The following is a 14,277-nucleotide window of genomic DNA, read 5'->3' on the forward strand; positions in this document are numbered from 1 at the left end:
CATCCGAGCACTACGGGGTGGGTGACATGGGCGAACCGAGGACCTGGCACGTCGCGTGCGTCGACGAGAACTTCCGCGTGCTGACCGCCGAAGACGGGTTCTTCGCACTGTTCGGGGTGTCCGCGTTCGAGCTGCGGCACCGGGGAATCCTCGAGTGCCTGCACCCCGACGCCGCCGAAGGACCACGGCACGCGCTGACGGCGCTGGCCACCGGTAGCCGCCTCGAAGCGACCGAGCGGGTGGTGCTCGCCGGCCTGGGCGGGACGATGGTCGCCGCCGAGCTGACGGCCCTGGCGCTGGCCGGCTCGCGGCGGATCGTGCTGGCCGCCCGCCGCGTCTCGCCCGACCGGGACCGCCGCCCGCCCCTGAGCCGGCTCGAGGCGCTGATCCTGGAGGGACTGGCGGCGGGCGTCCCGACGACCGAGCTGGCCGAACGGGCCCACCTGAGCCGCCAGGGCGTGGAGTACCACGTCGGCGCGATGATCCGGCAGTTCGGCGTGCCCAACCGCACGGCCCTGGTGGCCAAGGCCCACGCGGCGGGGGTGTACACAGTGGACACCTGGCCGCCTCGGGTGGATCCGCGGCTGCTCGGAGAATCCCGCGAGGCCGTGGGTTCCTGACCGGTCCCGCGTCGCGGCCCGGTGCCGCCTGTCTTGAACGACTCGTTCAGGTCGCCGGAGGTCTTGAACGAGTCGTTCAAGACCTCCGGCGGCGAGGTGTTCAGGCGGGCACGAACCAGGCCGCGGAATCACCCGGCAGCTCGCCCACGAAGCGCGCACTCCCGAGTACGGCCTCGCCCCACTCGGCGGGCGGGGTGAACGGCGTACTCCCGGTGTTGACCACGCACACCAGTTCCCCGCGCCGGAAAGCGAGCACGGCGTCCTCCCCGGTGTCGAGCCATTCCAGCGGCCCGGGCGCGCCGAGGCCGCGGTCCCGGCGCGCCCGGAGGGCTCGGCGGTAGAGGTGCAGCGTCGACGCGTCGTCCTGCTCTTCGACGTCCACCGCGTACCGGGCGAACCAGTCCGGCTGCGGCAGCCACGGCACACCGGTGCCGAACCCGAACGCCGGGGCCTGTGCGGTCCAGGGCAGCGGGACGCGGCAGCCGTCGCGGCCCTTCTCCTGTCCGCCCGTCCGGTGGAACACCGGGTCCTGGCGCGCTTCGTCGGGCAGGTCGAGAACCTCGGGCAGGCCCAGTTCCTCGCCCTGGTAAAGGAAGACCGAGCCCGGCAGGGCCAGCAGCAGGAGCAAGGCGGCGCGGGCCCGACGTTCGCCCAGTGCGGTGTCGACCTCGCCGCGCGGGCGCATCAAGGCCGCGAAGGCGTCGTTGCTCTCCGGTGCCGGCTCGGGACGGACGATGCCGTAGCGGGTGACCGCCCGGTGCACGTCGTGGTTGGCCAGCGTCCACGCCGCCGGGGCGCCGTGGGCCGCCGTGCGGGCCACGGCGCGTTCGACGGCGCCGCGCAGTGCCGGCGCCGCCCACGGCTGGACCAGCAGGTCGAAGGAGAACGCCTGGTGCAGCTCGTCCGGGCGCAGGTAGTGGTCGAGGTCGGCCGGGTCGGGGACCCACACCTCGCCGACCAGCAGCAGGTCGCGCCCGGGGCCGTAGCCCGCCGTCAGCGCGCGCCAGCGGCGGAAGATCTCGTGGACCTCCGGCTGGTTCCAGCTGCGGGCGTTGTACCCGTCGCCGTCCCAGTCCCGCAGGGCCGCGTCCTTGATCATCCCGTGGCACACGTCGATGCGGAACCCGTCGACCCCGCGGTCGAACCAGAACCGCAGGACGTCGTCGAAGTACTCGAGGACCTCGGGGTTCCGCCAGTCGAAGTCCGGCTGCTCGCGGGTGAACAGGTGCAGGTACCACTGCCCGGGCGTGCCGTCGGGCTCGGTGACGCGGGTCCAGGCGGGCCCGCCGAAGACCGACTGCCAGTTGTTGGGCGGCTGGTCACCCCGGCCGTCGCGGAAGAGGAACCGCGCGCGTTCCGGCGAGCCGGGGCCCGCGGCGAGGGCCGCGGTGAACCACGGGTGCCGGTCCGAGCAGTGGTTCGGGACGAGGTCCATGAGGATCCGCAGCCCGCGGGCGTGCGCCTCGGCGACCAGCCGGTCGAACGTCTCGAGGCTGCCGTACTCGGGGTTGACGGCGCGGTAGTCGGCGATGTCGTAGCCGTGGTCCGCCTGGGGCGAGGGGTAGCAGGGGTTGAGCCAGACGGCGTCGGCGCCGAGCCCGGCGATGTGGCCGAGCCGCCGGATCACCCCGCCGAGGTCGCCGACGCCGTCGCCGTCACTGTCGGCGAACGAACGGACGTACAGCTGGTAAACGACCGCGTCGTCCCAGAACGAGCGCGGGCGCGAGGAAGTTCGGGACACCCCTCGATCTTCGCACGGGCCCGCGACCACCCCGTGAGGGCGGTCGCGGGCCCGCGGGGGGTCACAACGTGCCGAGCACGGCGCTGCGCGCGGCGAGCAGTTCGACGGCCGACATGCGGTCCGGCGTGGCCGGGCTTTCGGTCACCGGGAAACCACCGGTCTCGTCGAAGCCGTTGCGGACGACGTGCCGGGCGGCCCGCACGATGTAGGTGAACGCGGTGACCCCGACGTAGACGGTGTCGAATTCGGCGGCGCACGCCAGCGGCATGACGGCGTCGGGCACTCGCAGCGGGACCGGCGCGCTGCCTTCGGGGGAGAAGTGTTCGGCCGCGGCGGCTTCGACAACAGTCGTCATGGTTTCGTCCTCTGTGTACGGTGGCGGCTGCCCGTTCTTCCGGGCCGGTAAGGCCATGATGGCCGCGCGTTCCCGCGAGGCAACCGAACCGGCGGATCGCGGTGGCAAGTTCCCGTTTTTTCGGAGAATCGCGCAGTTCGCCCGCACCCCGCTTGACGGCTCCGGTGATTATCCGTCAATCGGTGGATGACCGGCCGGGGATCCGCTGTTTATCGTGGCTGAGCCCACGCAAGGGAGCGGGGCGCGGTTCGAAGCAGAGGAGAAGAGATGGAACTGATCGAGTCCGTGCAGGACCCGGAGATCCCGGGGCTGGAGCCTCTTTCCTTTGGCGGCCAGGCAGTGGAACCCACGGCCTGCACCTGGGCGATCGCCGCGGCCACCGCGGCGGGGGTGATCTTCGGGGCCGGCGTCGGCTGGGTCAACTGCCACTACCACGGTTGCGTGCAGCAGTCGGACGGGATCGACGTCCCGGACGGCGTTTCGGGGCTTCCGGTCGCGGAATTGCTCGGAATGCGCGACCAAGCCGCCGCCCGCCGCGCCTGAACGTCAATCCACCGATGGAGGATGAAATGAACGTCGTTTCGCCGGATTCGCTCACCGGGTCGCTCGAACCGCTGGAGTTCGGCGGCCGAGAGGTGACCATCGCGTGCACTCCCGCCGCGGTCGACCTCGCCGCGGTCGGGCTGGGGGCCGTGGGTATCGGCTACTTCGCCGCGAAAGCGTTTTACCACAAGCACGGCCAGTTCGACGGCGAGGAAGAACTCGTCGACGCCGGAGCCGCGCAGCACCGGCTGCTGTCCTCTTCGGACTTGCTGTCGGTGCGGCTGAACGAGCTCACCCGCGGCTGATCCGGTACCGGACGGGCGCACGCTTCGGCGTGCGCCCGTTCCGTGCTGTCCGGTCTCGCTCACCCGGCGATCCGGACGTCCGACGCGGCGAGCGCGCGCCGGCCTTCGCCGGTCACCAAGGCGGGAACCCGCTCGCCCACCCGGCCGGGCCTGCTCGCCGCGATCAGGCCCAGCCTGCCGAGGGTGCGTGCGGTCACCTGGTCGCAGCAGGGGATTCCGTCGACGTAGAGATCCGGTTCGCAGCCGAGGGAAAGCTCGGCGCGGCCGTCGGCGACGGCCTTGAGCATGTTCACGGCCCGGCGGGTGAGCGCGGGGCCCGCCGAGCGGGGATCGTGGTCCATGGTCGGTTCCGATCTCGAAAAGAACAAGGGCCCGCGGAGAGTCTCCACGGGCCCCGTTCCGCATTGCCCGCGTCAGCCGAGGACGGTGATCGCGTCCGCCTTGATCAGGCCGATGAGCGAGCTCAGGGCCGAGGTGACGACCTGGACCTTGGCGTCCTTCTTGAGATCGCCGACGACCTTGGTCAGCGAGGTCCACTCGACGACGACCTTGTGCCCGGAGCGGTCCAGGACGATGGTGACGTACTTGCCGTGGACGGCCACGACCGTGCCGGTCAGGGTCACGCTGCCGAGGCCCGGCACCGTGATGTCGGCCGACGCCGCCGGCGTGGCGGCACCGGCCGTGCCGGCCGCGCCGAGCAGCCCCGCGCACACCAGCGCGGACGCGACGACGCCGGTCGTGATCTTCGTGAGGGTACGCATCTTCATTTCCCACGCGGCCTTTCGATCGTTCGTGTTCGAGCGAGCCGCCGATCGGTTTCGCTCGTGCCGCGAAGATTAGGTCAGTTCGAGTGATCCGCTGTATCCGCGAATCCCGAAGCGAATCCCGGATTCCCGCTGGGAACGGGAAAAGGGGTCAGGACGGGGAAACGGTCCGGCCGGAGAGCCGGTACCCGGTGCCGTGTGCCGTGCGGATCAGCACGCGGTGGTGGTCGCCGAGCTTCCGGCGCAGCCGGGCGACGTAGAACCGGATCTTCCGGCTGTCGCCGCGAGTGCCGCCGAGGGCGCGCTCGAGCAGCCAGATCGGGCTGACGCGGTTCGCGTTGAGCATGAGCACCCGCAGCAGCCGGGACTCGGTGGGCGTGAGGTGGACCGCTTCTCCCCGGTAGTGCACCGCGCCGGTCCGCAGGTTCATTTCGAGTCCTTGGACGCGCAGGACCGGCTCCCGTGACGGAGTGCGTTCGATCACTTCGGTCATGATTCCCCGGATGTGTTCGGCGGGCAGTGGTCGGCGGAGAGTGTGTCCGAACGGGAAGACGCCGGACAAGGGGACGGCGACTGCGCATTTCCCCGAACTTTCCTTCGGCGGACCCGGCGGCGACCTCGGCGATGTCCGAAGTGTCCGGTTCGCTGGCGGTTCTTGAGGGATTCCCCTGCAAGCGTTGCTTCTTCACGATCTTCACCGATACGTTCACTGTGGGTGACGGGGCTGGGGGACGTCGCCGAACGTGAAAGCGCTTGCCGACGGGGCCGGCGCTGCCCCGCCGGGACCGGTGGGAAGACGGCTGGATGGGTGGGGATCGCATGACGGTGCTGGACGACCGGCCGGAGGACCGGACGCAGCCACAGGACGGCTTCGTCGTCGACGGCATCGTGGTGCCGGCGGGCGACCTGCTCGACGGCATCACGCCGGTGGCCGCCCGGCCGGTGGCCGCGGCGCTGCTCGGCGAGATCACCGGGATCTACCGCCGCGTCCTCGTCGAGGACGTGACGGTTTCGCCCGCCCAGCGGGCCCGCGTCCGGATCGCCGGCGAGGCGTTCGCGGAGGCGGGCGGGGCGGCCGACACGGCCGCCGACCTGCTCGGCCGGTTCGCGGCCCAGGTGACCGACGCCGTCGCGCGGCACCGGCCGCACCGGGTGGTCTCCGTCGTGCGCGTCGCCCACCTCCTCGTCCACGACCTGCTCGCGGGCACCGGGACGCCGGTGCCGGCCGCGCCGGCGCGGGAGGCGCGGTGGGCGCTCGTCCAGCGTCTCGTCCGGCAGGAGCGGCTCGAGCCGGCGGAGCTGGCCGGTCTGGAGGACGGCTATGTCGTGGTCGCGGCCCGGTTCCCGCGGGCGGTGCCGCACGACGGGCTGGCCGCGGTGCTCGACGAGCACCATGACGACGGCATGCTGGGCGCCCCGGTCGGCGACGGGGTCGTGGTGCTCGTCCCCCGCCGGCTCGAGCGGCGGGCCGGCCCGCTGCTCGAGGCACTGGCCGGCCGGTTCGGCCAGGAGCCGTGGACGGTGCTGGTGCCCGCCGACCGCGCCGCGCTCGCCGCCGGCTGCAAGGAGGCGACGGACGTGCTGGCGCTGGCCGCGGCGACGGCTCGCCCGGGCGGCCGGTACTGCCTCGACGACGTCCTGCTGGAGTACGCCATGCTGCGGGATCCGGTGACGTCGGCCAGGCTGGTGGCGCTGGTCGCCCCGCTGGCGGGCAACGAAGTCCTCCACGCCACCCTCGAAGCCCTGATCCGCGCCGACTTCAACCGGACCGTCGCCGCGCGCGAGCTGTTCATCCACCGATCCACTTTGGACTACCGGATCCGGCGGATCGAAGAGATCACCGGGCAGAACCCCCTCACCGGCCGCGGCGCCTGCGTGCTGGCGGCCGCGATGGTCGCGCACGCGGTCAGCGGTTCCTGAACACCCGCGAACCGTCAGCCGTACCGGGTCACGTCGGCGAAGAAACCGGGGATCGTCGTCAGTGCCCCGTCGGCGGCGAGCCGGTCGTACACGTGCCGTCCCACGGCCAGGTCGAGGATGCCCAGCCCGAACGGCGAGAACACCAGCGGCCGGTCGGCCGGCAGGTCCACCGCGCCCGTCATGACGTCGAACAGCGTGCCGTGCACGAAGCCGCGGTGCCCGGTCCGCTGCTCGGCCAGGTGGACGGACGTGCCGGCCTTGAGGCAGTGTTCGACGTCGTCGACGATGGTGGTCGAGGCGAGCACGATCTCCGGCGAGAGGTCGCGCAGGGAAACGTGCAGCACCACGGGGTTGTGGGCGAACCACGACGGGTCCGTCACGTGGGGGACGTCCGCCACGGTGGCGAAGACGACGAGGTCCGACGACCTGACCAGCGCCTCGGCGCTGTCGTGGCGGACGACGCCGGCCCGGGTGCCGGTGCGGGCCAGGTAGCCCGCGAAGCCGTCGACGGACGACGCCGCCAGGTCGTGGAGCCCGATTTCCCCGAAGTCCCAGCCGTTCGCGGCCAGGTAGGTGTGGATGTACCGCGCGATCAGCCCGGTGCCGAAGAAGCCGGCCCGCCGCGGCCGCCCGCGGTGCCGGGTCAGCCAGTCCGCGGCCAGCGCCGCCGACGCCGCCGTCCGGGACGCGCTGACGACCGAAGCCTCCATGACCGCGAACGGGTAGCCGGTGACCCGGTCGTTGAGCACGAGCACGGCGGAGGCGCGCGGGATCCCGCCGCCGACGTTCTCCGGGAAGCTGGCGATCCACTTGAGACCGTCCACACCGGACTCGCCACCGAGTGACGCGGGCAGGGCGATGATGCGGGCGCTCGGGCGGTCCGGGAACCGCAGGAAGTACGACGGCGGGTTGACCGTGTCGCCCGCGCCGTGCGTGCGGTAGGCCTGCTCGACGACGGCGGTGACGGCCCGCTCGTCCCCGTCGAGCACGCGGTGGACCTCGGTTCCGGTGATGACGGTGAACGGCGGGATCGGGCGCGTTCCGGGCAAGGTGCGGTCCTTTCCAGTGGCCTTCAGGCGGCGGAGCGGCGAAGCTCGGCCAGGCGGTGCATCGCCGACGCGGTGGCGAGCAGCCGGAGCCCGCGGATCGTGCACGGCGAATGCCCGGTGAGCTGGGCGATGCGCTGCAGCCGGTAGTCCACCGTGCTGCGGTGGACGATCAGCCGCTCCGCGGCCTTCCCGCGGTTGCCGTCCTCGGCCAGCAGGACCTGCAGCGTCTCCCACAGCACCGGCTGGGCCAGCAGGGGCTGGATCACCTTCAGCAGGGCGTTGGACACCACCGGCTCGTGCGCGGCGGCGAACTCGAGCAGCACGTTGTCGAGCACGTGCACCGCGGGAGGCAGTTCCAGCGACGTCGCCTCGGCGAGGATGTCGTCGGCCACCGACCGGCACGCCGACAGGCTGCGGCCGCCGGGCCAGACCAGCGCGGCTCGCGCGGACCCGCCGAGCGCGTCCAGCACCTTCTCGGTGCGCCGGACGGCGTCCGCCTTGTCCGGGGCGGGGACCAGGACGTGCCCGCCGCCGTCGGCGAGCAGGGTCAGCGTGCCGTCGCCGGTGAGGGTGCGGAACGTCTCGTCCACCACGGCCGGGTCCAGTTCGGACGTGGCCAGCGCGACGACGGCGTACGTCTGGTCCGGCGCCGGGGTCGCCGCGCCGGTCAGGAGCAGTTCGGCCCGCCGGCGCCGGCTCGGCTCCTCGACTTCCGGCGCCGCCGCGCCGGCCTCGGCGAAGCCGCGCGTCAACTCCACCAGGATCCGGTTGCCGAGTTCGCTGATCCGCTGGGCCGCCAGGCAGCGCGTGCCGGTGTCACGCAGGTCCGGCCGGTTCAGCGCCTTGTCCACCAGGTCGGCGGTGAGCTTCTGCACGGCCTCCAGCAGCCGCTCGAGCCCGCGGCCGGACTCCGCCCACGCGTGGCCGACCCGGCGCGCCGAAAGCCCGTCGAGCACGAAGCCGTCCGACAGCACGTCGGAGAACAGCGGGAGCACGTGCCGCACCACGGTCTTGCGGGGCGTCTGCACGTCGGCCCCGTGCCCCGCCGGCGCGGGGTGGACCCGCGGGAGGGAGGGGACGGCGGCCACGGGGGAAAACGTCTTGTCGGTACTCGTCGGAGTCATCCGGCCTCACCCTTGTTGTCTCAGCCAGTAACGGAACCGGTCATCGACTGTGCCTGACCTCGTGACATCTTCACCGGATCGGGGAGCGGTGTAGCTCAAAGTTTCCTCAGATTCGGGTTTTCCCTCGTCAGCGCCGTTCAAGGCCGCGCCGCGCGGAAAGCGGTTCCGCGTTGCGCGGATGTCACGAGGGCCGACGCCCGTGTCAAACTCGGTTCAGGCGCGAGAAATCCCGGATTGGACGGTGCCGTGATCTGCCTCGGAAGCATGAACTTCGGGACCACGGTCGATCGCGCCGCGGTGTTCCGGATCCTGGACGCCTTCATCGAGGGCGGCGGGTCGGCCGTCGACACGGCGAACTGCTACAGCAGCTGGGACGGCACCGGCGACGAAAGCGAGCTCGCGATCGGGGCCTGGCACCGCGCGCGGGGTACGCGGGACCGGATCCGGCTCGCCACCAAGGTCGGCGGCCGGCCGGTGCCCGGCGGCGCGCTGACGGACTTCGAAGGGCTTTCGCCGTCGGCGGTCCGCTCCGCGGTCGAGGACAGCCTCCGCCGCCTGGACACCGACCACGTGGACATCTGCTTCGCGCACATCATGGATCCGGCCGTTCCGCCGGCGGACACCCTCGGCACGTTCGAGGAGCTGGTGGAGGCCGGGAAGATCCGGGAAATCGGGCTGAGCAACCAGGATCTCGCCTCGCTGCGGTCCGCCGGGACCAGGATCACCTGGCTCCAGCAGCGGCACAGCTACCTGCGGCCCTTCCCGGGCGCCTCGTTCGGTCCCCAGAAGATCCTCACCCCGGAAATGGCCGCGTACGCGCACGAAGCCGGGTTGGCCGTGCAGGGGTATTCGCCACTGCTGTCCGGTGCCTACACGCGCCCGGACCGCGAGTTCTGGCCCCACTACGACCACCCGGGCACCGAGCCGCGCCTCGTCGCCCTGCGGAAGGTGGCCGGCGACCTCGGGGTCTCGGTCAACCAGGTGGTGCTGGCCTGGATGCTCGCCTCGACGCCGTCCGTCGAGCCGGTGATCGGGGTGAGCACCGAAGACCAGCTCGCCGACTGCCTCGCCGCCGGCCGGCTGGTCCTGAGCGACGAGCACCTGCGCTGCCTCGAAGCCGTTTGAACGGAGGCTGGGGCACGATGACGCGTGCGGGACGCGGGGATGTGGTGCTGGGGGCCGAAATCGGGACGGCGGTGATCACGGTCGCCGTCCTCGGCGAGGACCTGAGCCTGCGGGAAACCGTCGCGTGGCCGCTGCCGCGGGCCACGCCGCACCCGGTCGACCCGGTGCAGGATCCCTGGCTGGTGCTGGACGCCCTGGCTGCGGCGGTCCGCGAGGCGGCCGGGATCTGCGAGGTCTTCGGCAATTCCGTGCGGGGCATTTCGCTGACGTCCCGCATGCCCACGCTGCTGGCCCTGGACGCCGGCCAGCTTCCGCTCACGCCGGTGCTCAACGCGACCGACGGCCGTGCGGCCGGCACCACCCGCCGGCTCGTCGCCGAGCAGGGGGCCGCCCTGCACCGCGTGACCGGCGTCCCGCTGACCCCGGCCTCCCCGGTGGCCAAGCTGGCCTGGTTCGCCGGGCACGATCCCGAGCTGTTCGGGCATGTCGCGCACTGGACCGGGTTGAAGGGCTTCCTGCTGTCCCGCCTCACCGGCCGGCTGGTGACCGACGTCTCGACGTCGTCGGCCGCCGGCTGGGTGGAATCGGCCACTTTGGACTGGGCACAGCCGGCGCTCGACGCCGCCGGCGTGGCCAGCGAGCAGCTGCCCGCCCTGGTCGACCCCACCTCGGTGCTGCGGTTGACGGCCGCGGCCGGCGAGCTCCTCGGCCTCCCGGCCGGCACGCCCGTGGTCGTCGGCGCGTCCGGGGCGGCCACCGCCCAGATCGGCGTCGGGGCGATGTCCCGCGGGTGCGCCGCGCTGTCCATGGGGGCTTCGGCGGACCTGTGCGTGCTCGAGGAGCGGCCGGTGGTCCGGGAGTCGGAGCTGGTGTCGTGCCACGCGTTCGCCGACGGGCTGTGGATTTCGCGGGGGACGTTCAGCAACGGGGACGCCGTCGCGCGCTGGGCGGCGGAGTCGTTCGGCGGGATTGACATCGATGTCCTGCTGGCCGAAGCGGAGTCGGTGCCGATCGGCGCGGAGGGCCTGATCGGGATCCCGCACGCCATGGTGCCCGGCGGGACCTCCTGGGGCGACCCGGACTTCCGCGCCGCGCTGGTCGGGCTGCGGGTCGACCACGGCAGGGCGGCGATGACCCGGGCGATGGCCGAAGGCGTCGCCCGGGAACTGGCCACGGTGCGGGACGCGCTCGGGCGGGGGACCGAGCCCATCACGCGGGTGCGCGCCGGCGGCTCGGCCCTGCGGTCCCCGCTGTGGGGGCCGCTGCTGGCGGCCGCGCTCGACGTGCCCCTGGAGGTCGTCGGGACGGACGAGGCACCCGCCATCGGTGCGGCGCTCATGGCGTGGCGCGGCCTCGGCCTGCTGGGGTACCTGGGCGACCGGCCCGACGTCCGGCTGCCGGCCCGGGAGGTGCTGCCGGATCCGCTGGCCACCGCGCACTTCGCCGCGACGCGCCGGCTGGGCGAGCAGCTCACCCGGCTGCTGACCCAGCTCCGGACGGCTTCGTGAGCCCGTGCGGGCCGGAGGCCGGCTTCATCGCCGGCAGCCGGACGCGCACCCAGCAGCCGCTGTCGGTGGGCATCACCTCGATCGTGCCGTCGTGGTGGTGCACCAGGTCGGCCACGATGCTCAGGCCCAGCCCGCTGCCGGCCGAGCCCTTCGGGCCGGCGCGGAAGAACGGCTCGAAGACCTTCTCGCGCAGTCCGGGGTCGATGCCGGGACCGTCGTCGAGGATGTCGATCACGTGCTCGGAACCGGTGGTGGACAGCCACACCTGGGCCTTCGTGCCCGGCGGCGTGTGGGCCCGGATGTTGGCGAGCAGGTTGGTCACCACCTGGCGCAGCCGGAACGCGTCCCCGACGACCAGGTACGGCCGGCGGCAGTCGATGTCGTGGCTCAGCTCCCACTCCGGGGCCGCCGCCTGCGCGTCGTGCACCGCGTCGATGCAGAGGGGAGCGAGGTCGACCGGTTCCGCTTCGGACGGGCGGCCCCGGTCGAGCTCCGCGAGCAGCAGCAGTTCGTCGATGAGCGCGGTCATCCGTTTCGTCTCCCCGAACACCCGGCGCATGGCGGCCTGGAACTTCTCCGGCTCGTCGAGGGCGCCGAGCTGGGCCAGCTGCGCGTAGCCGGAGATCGCCGACAACGGCGTGCGCAGCTCGTGCCCCGCCGACGCGACGAACCGGCGCAACCGGAGTTCGGCGGACTCGCGCCGGTCGAACGAATCCTGCAGCCGGGACACCATGGTGTTGAACGACCGGGTGAGGCTGTACGCCTCGTACGTCGAGCCGTCGACCTCGGCCCGCCGGGAGAGGTCTCCGCCGGCGATGGAACGGGCGGTGCCGACGACGGATTCCAGCGGCCGCAGCCACCTCTTGCTCAGCTGGAGCAGGACGAGCGCGAGCACGACCAGCACGACCAGCACCACCACGCACTCGGCGAGCGCGATCCGGCGCGCGATCTGGTCGTAGTCCTCGGTCGACACCGCCCCGACCACGTAGTCGCCGTTCGGCAGCCGCTCCGCCATGCCCAGGAAGGTCGACCCGGGGAGCACGACGACCGAACGGTTTTCGGCCATGGACTTCAGGAGATCCACGGGCGGGGTCGGCACTTTCGCCGGCTGCGCGCCCCAGTACTGTTCGAGCCGGCCGGACGCGGTGACGATCATGGCCGCGCACACGCCGCGCACGGCCGGTTTCGCGGCCGACTCACGGGCGGCGGGCGGTATCGCCACGTAGGCGGAGAGATCGCTCAGGTAGTCCACGGCCTGCTGCTCCAGGCGGGACCGCATGAACGCGTTCACGCTGACGATCGTGATCACCAGTGCCGCGGCCAGGCCGATCGCGGTCGCGGTCAGCACGGCCACCACGAGCTTGGTGCGCAGTGATCTCGGTGGCCGCTCGGCAGTGGTCACGGCGGACCTTTCCGTTCCGGGAGTGCTTGTGTCCAGTGTAGACGTTCACTCGAACGAGTGATCTCCTCCGCGATTCGCGAGTTCTTCTTCCGTGCGTTGCCGAACGAGTGCCGCGGTTCGTCGTTCCGCGAAATCGCTTTCGTGTCGTTCGGAATACCGCTCGCCGTGAATGGGTATTCCGGTGGATGTGGCCTTTCGATCGGCTGGACTACTGTCGCGTTGTCGAGCAGCTCGGCTGCTTCCCCGGAACAAAACCCCCTTTTTTCGGCAGACCGTAAGGTGAATCCCATGACCCGGATCGAATCCTTCGCCAACTCGAGTGGCTCGCTCGCGCCGCTGGAGATGCTGACCCCGGACGCGGCGGTGCTCTGCACCCCCGCCTTCGCCGGCGCCTTCGTCGGCATCTGCGTGAACTACGCCCTCGACAAGGCGGTCGACTGGTACGCCCGGCACCACGGCGGCGGGCACTTCGTCCCCGCCGGCGACAGCTTGGGCCGGGCCGGCGACGTCTCGAGCGACGAGCTCGTGGAATCGCTCGTCGCGCGGTTCTGACCGATTCCCGTTCCGGGAACGTGTCGAGTCAGGTAACAACAACCGAGAAAAAAAGGTGAACAAATGACCCGGATCGAGTCCTTCGCCAACACCGGTGACGTCCTCCAGCCGCTGGAGATGATCACCCAGGCGGCCCCGGTTTCCTGCTTCTGGGCCGCCTTCAACGGTGCCGGCGCCGCCTTCATCGCCAACTGGGCGGTCGAGAAGGCCGTCGACTACTACAAGGCCCACCACCAGGCCGGCGGTCACTTCGACGGTGGCGAGGTCCCGGAGTTCGCGGGCGACGCGGCGGACCTGTCGGGCGACGCCCTGCTGGCGCTGCGCGCGCTCTGAGCGATCACTGGCCAGGAGACGGGCCCGGTCTCGTGCCGGGCCCGTCTTCGTTTCCCGGGGCCGGGTTCAGGCCGCGATCAGGTAGCCGAAGTTCCGCACCGTGCGGATCAGCTCCTGGCCGAGCTTCCGCCGCAGGTAGTACACGTAGGTCTCGACGACGCCGAAGTCGCCGTGGAAGTCGTGACCCCACACCGCGGACAGGATCTCCGCCTTGGACACGGCCTTGCCGGGGTTCGCCATGAGGTGGCACAGCAGGTCGAACTCCGTGGCCGAAAGCTGCACCGGGGTCCCGTCCTTCCACGCTTCGCGCGAGGCGCGGTCGATTTCGAGTCTGCCGACCTGCAGCCGGGTGGCGGGCGGGACGGGGGGCACGCCCCGGCGCAGCAGGACCTCAACCCGGGCGACGAGCTCCTTGATGTCGAACGGCTTGGCGACGTAGTCGTCGCCGCCCAGGGTGAGCCCGTGCACCTTGTCGTCGGTGGACTGCCGGGCGCTGAGGAACATGACGGGCGCCGTGACGTCCGCGGCGCGCAGGCGCCGGTAGACCTCGAACCCGTCCAGGTCGGGCAGCATGACGTCGAGGAGCACGACGTCCGGCGCGGCGCTGGCCGCGGCCCGGAGCGCCTCCCGGCCGGTGGCCGCCGTGACGACGTCGTAGCCCAGGAACTGGAACGTGGTGAACAGGATGGCGGCGATGCTCACTTCGTCGTCGGCCACCAGCAACCGGCCGCGCGGCGATTCGGGGGTCACCGGCTCATTGAACCATCCGCTCACCGGTTTCCTCCTTCGGCAATGGTCGCGGGCACGGTGGGAATCGCGGATTCAGCTCCGGCTACTGCCGCGCGTGGCAAGTTGCGGCCGTCCCGACGAGCGCCCCAATGTGGCGTTGGTTGCGTTGGACGCACCCAATGTGGCGTTCGGTGCGTCAGACGCACC

Annotated in this window: 17 protein-coding genes; 8 read left to right on the forward strand and 9 right to left on the reverse strand. The window is 71.8% G+C overall.

Annotated features, from left to right (window positions below; genetic code table 11):
• The first annotated feature begins 26 nt into the window (after window positions 1-26).
• The gene (locus tag AB0G28_RS11090; RefSeq protein WP_361086215.1) at window positions 27-620 is read left to right on the forward strand and encodes a LuxR C-terminal-related transcriptional regulator; all 594 of its coding nucleotides are present in this window, start codon (window positions 27-29) and stop codon (window positions 618-620) included.
• Window positions 621-720: 100 nt separating this feature from the next.
• On the opposite strand, the gene AB0G28_RS11095 is transcribed toward AB0G28_RS11090, so the two are convergent.
• The gene (locus AB0G28_RS11095) at window positions 721-2,361 is read right to left on the reverse strand and encodes a glycoside hydrolase family 13 protein (RefSeq protein ID WP_361086218.1); all 1,641 of its coding nucleotides are present in this window, start codon (window positions 2,359-2,361) and stop codon (window positions 721-723) included.
• A gap of 61 nt (window positions 2,362-2,422) precedes the next feature.
• Window positions 2,423-2,716: a hypothetical protein gene (locus AB0G28_RS11100; protein WP_361086221.1), complete on the reverse strand. Its 294-nt coding sequence runs from the start codon at window positions 2,714-2,716 to the stop codon at window positions 2,423-2,425.
• A gap of 267 nt (window positions 2,717-2,983) precedes the next feature.
• Here AB0G28_RS11100 and AB0G28_RS11105 point away from each other — a divergent pair, with 267 nt between their 5' ends.
• Window positions 2,984-3,259, forward strand: a complete 276-nt coding sequence (locus AB0G28_RS11105; protein ID WP_361086224.1) for a hypothetical protein — start codon at window positions 2,984-2,986, stop codon at window positions 3,257-3,259.
• A 26-nt stretch (window positions 3,260-3,285) separates the two neighbouring features.
• On the forward strand, window positions 3,286-3,564 hold the full coding sequence (locus AB0G28_RS11110) for a hypothetical protein (protein WP_361086227.1): 279 nt from the start codon (window positions 3,286-3,288) through the stop codon (window positions 3,562-3,564).
• A gap of 59 nt (window positions 3,565-3,623) precedes the next feature.
• Here the strand turns inward: AB0G28_RS11110 and AB0G28_RS11115 are convergent, their stop codons facing one another.
• The 3 genes from AB0G28_RS11115 to AB0G28_RS11125 all read right to left on the reverse strand — a co-directional run bounded on the left by AB0G28_RS11115 (window position 3,624) and on the right by AB0G28_RS11125 (window position 4,821).
• Window positions 3,624-3,851 (reverse strand): hypothetical protein, encoded by a 228-nt coding sequence (locus AB0G28_RS11115; RefSeq protein ID WP_361086298.1) that lies wholly within the window; start codon window positions 3,849-3,851, stop codon window positions 3,624-3,626.
• Between the two features lie 126 nt (window positions 3,852-3,977).
• Window positions 3,978-4,325 (reverse strand): hypothetical protein, encoded by a 348-nt coding sequence (locus AB0G28_RS11120; RefSeq protein WP_361086230.1) that lies wholly within the window; start codon window positions 4,323-4,325, stop codon window positions 3,978-3,980.
• Between the two features lie 154 nt (window positions 4,326-4,479).
• Window positions 4,480-4,821 carry a winged helix-turn-helix domain-containing protein gene (locus AB0G28_RS11125; RefSeq protein WP_361086233.1) on the reverse strand — a complete coding sequence of 114 codons (342 nt, stop codon included), beginning with the start codon at window positions 4,819-4,821 and terminating at the stop codon, window positions 4,480-4,482.
• A 326-nt stretch (window positions 4,822-5,147) separates the two neighbouring features.
• Between AB0G28_RS11125 and AB0G28_RS11130 the strand changes: the two genes are divergently transcribed.
• Window positions 5,148-6,248 (forward strand): helix-turn-helix domain-containing protein, encoded by a 1,101-nt coding sequence (locus AB0G28_RS11130; RefSeq protein WP_361086235.1) that lies wholly within the window; start codon window positions 5,148-5,150, stop codon window positions 6,246-6,248.
• Between the two features lie 14 nt (window positions 6,249-6,262).
• Here AB0G28_RS11130 and sbnB read toward each other — a convergent pair whose 3' ends face one another.
• Window positions 6,263-7,297 (reverse strand): 2,3-diaminopropionate biosynthesis protein SbnB, encoded by a 1,035-nt coding sequence (gene sbnB, locus AB0G28_RS11135; protein ID WP_361086238.1) that lies wholly within the window; start codon window positions 7,295-7,297, stop codon window positions 6,263-6,265.
• A gap of 23 nt (window positions 7,298-7,320) precedes the next feature.
• Window positions 7,321-8,421, reverse strand: a complete 1,101-nt coding sequence (locus tag AB0G28_RS11140; RefSeq protein ID WP_361086241.1) for a helix-turn-helix domain-containing protein — start codon at window positions 8,419-8,421, stop codon at window positions 7,321-7,323.
• Window positions 8,422-8,667: 246 nt separating this feature from the next.
• Between AB0G28_RS11140 and AB0G28_RS11145 the strand changes: the two genes are divergently transcribed.
• Together AB0G28_RS11145 and AB0G28_RS11150 are read left to right on the forward strand one after the other, a co-directional pair.
• On the forward strand, window positions 8,668-9,546 hold the full coding sequence (locus tag AB0G28_RS11145; protein WP_361086244.1) for an aldo/keto reductase: 879 nt from the start codon (window positions 8,668-8,670) through the stop codon (window positions 9,544-9,546).
• A gap of 17 nt (window positions 9,547-9,563) precedes the next feature.
• The gene (locus AB0G28_RS11150; protein WP_361086247.1) at window positions 9,564-11,054 is read left to right on the forward strand and encodes an FGGY family carbohydrate kinase; all 1,491 of its coding nucleotides are present in this window, start codon (window positions 9,564-9,566) and stop codon (window positions 11,052-11,054) included.
• Here AB0G28_RS11150 and AB0G28_RS11155 read toward each other — a convergent pair.
• A complete protein-coding gene (locus tag AB0G28_RS11155; protein ID WP_361086250.1) occupies window positions 11,017-12,456 on the reverse strand; it encodes an ATP-binding protein in 1,440 nt (479 codons plus the stop codon). The genes AB0G28_RS11150 and AB0G28_RS11155 overlap by 38 nt on opposite strands.
• Before the next feature lie 288 nt (window positions 12,457-12,744).
• Between AB0G28_RS11155 and AB0G28_RS11160 the strand changes: the two genes are divergently transcribed.
• Both AB0G28_RS11160 and AB0G28_RS11165 read left to right on the forward strand, forming a co-directional pair.
• Window positions 12,745-13,008 carry a hypothetical protein gene (locus AB0G28_RS11160; RefSeq protein WP_361086253.1) on the forward strand — a complete coding sequence of 88 codons (264 nt, stop codon included), beginning with the start codon at window positions 12,745-12,747 and terminating at the stop codon, window positions 13,006-13,008.
• 63 nt (window positions 13,009-13,071) lie between these two features.
• Window positions 13,072-13,341 (forward strand): hypothetical protein, encoded by a 270-nt coding sequence (locus AB0G28_RS11165; protein ID WP_361086256.1) that lies wholly within the window; start codon window positions 13,072-13,074, stop codon window positions 13,339-13,341.
• A gap of 66 nt (window positions 13,342-13,407) precedes the next feature.
• Here AB0G28_RS11165 and AB0G28_RS11170 read toward each other — a convergent pair whose 3' ends face one another.
• Window positions 13,408-14,091, reverse strand: coding sequence for a response regulator transcription factor (locus AB0G28_RS11170; protein ID WP_361086259.1), 684 nt, complete (start codon window positions 14,089-14,091; stop codon window positions 13,408-13,410).
• Between the last annotated feature and the right edge of the window lie 186 nt (window positions 14,092-14,277).

The organism is Amycolatopsis sp. NPDC021455 (genome assembly GCF_040640995.1).
Taxonomy (GTDB): Bacteria; Actinomycetota; Actinomycetes; order Mycobacteriales; family Pseudonocardiaceae; genus Amycolatopsis.

Bases quoted from the DNA above. Each gene is read 5' to 3' on its own strand.
- AB0G28_RS11100 (WP_361086221.1), bottom strand. From the start codon at position 2,716: ATGACGACTGTTGTCGAAGCCGCCGCGGCCGAACACTTCTCCCCCGAA.
- AB0G28_RS11130 (WP_361086235.1), top strand. From the start codon at position 5,148: ATGACGGTGCTGGACGACCGGCCGGAGGACCGGACGCAGCCACAGGAC.
- AB0G28_RS11090 (WP_361086215.1), top strand. From the start codon at position 27: ATGGGCGAACCGAGGACCTGGCACGTCGCGTGCGTCGACGAGAACTTC.
- AB0G28_RS11125 (WP_361086233.1), bottom strand. From the start codon at position 4,821: ATGACCGAAGTGATCGAACGCACTCCGTCACGGGAGCCGGTCCTGCGC.
- AB0G28_RS11110 (WP_361086227.1), top strand. From the start codon at position 3,286: ATGAACGTCGTTTCGCCGGATTCGCTCACCGGGTCGCTCGAACCGCTG.
- AB0G28_RS11150 (WP_361086247.1), top strand. From the start codon at position 9,564: ATGACGCGTGCGGGACGCGGGGATGTGGTGCTGGGGGCCGAAATCGGG.
- AB0G28_RS11165 (WP_361086256.1), top strand. From the start codon at position 13,072: ATGACCCGGATCGAGTCCTTCGCCAACACCGGTGACGTCCTCCAGCCG.
- AB0G28_RS11120 (WP_361086230.1), bottom strand. From the start codon at position 4,325: ATGCGTACCCTCACGAAGATCACGACCGGCGTCGTCGCGTCCGCGCTG.
- AB0G28_RS11160 (WP_361086253.1), top strand. From the start codon at position 12,745: ATGACCCGGATCGAATCCTTCGCCAACTCGAGTGGCTCGCTCGCGCCG.
- AB0G28_RS11105 (WP_361086224.1), top strand. From the start codon at position 2,984: ATGGAACTGATCGAGTCCGTGCAGGACCCGGAGATCCCGGGGCTGGAG.
- AB0G28_RS11140 (WP_361086241.1), bottom strand. From the start codon at position 8,421: ATGACTCCGACGAGTACCGACAAGACGTTTTCCCCCGTGGCCGCCGTC.
- AB0G28_RS11115 (WP_361086298.1), bottom strand. From the start codon at position 3,851: ATGCTCAAGGCCGTCGCCGACGGCCGCGCCGAGCTTTCCCTCGGCTGC.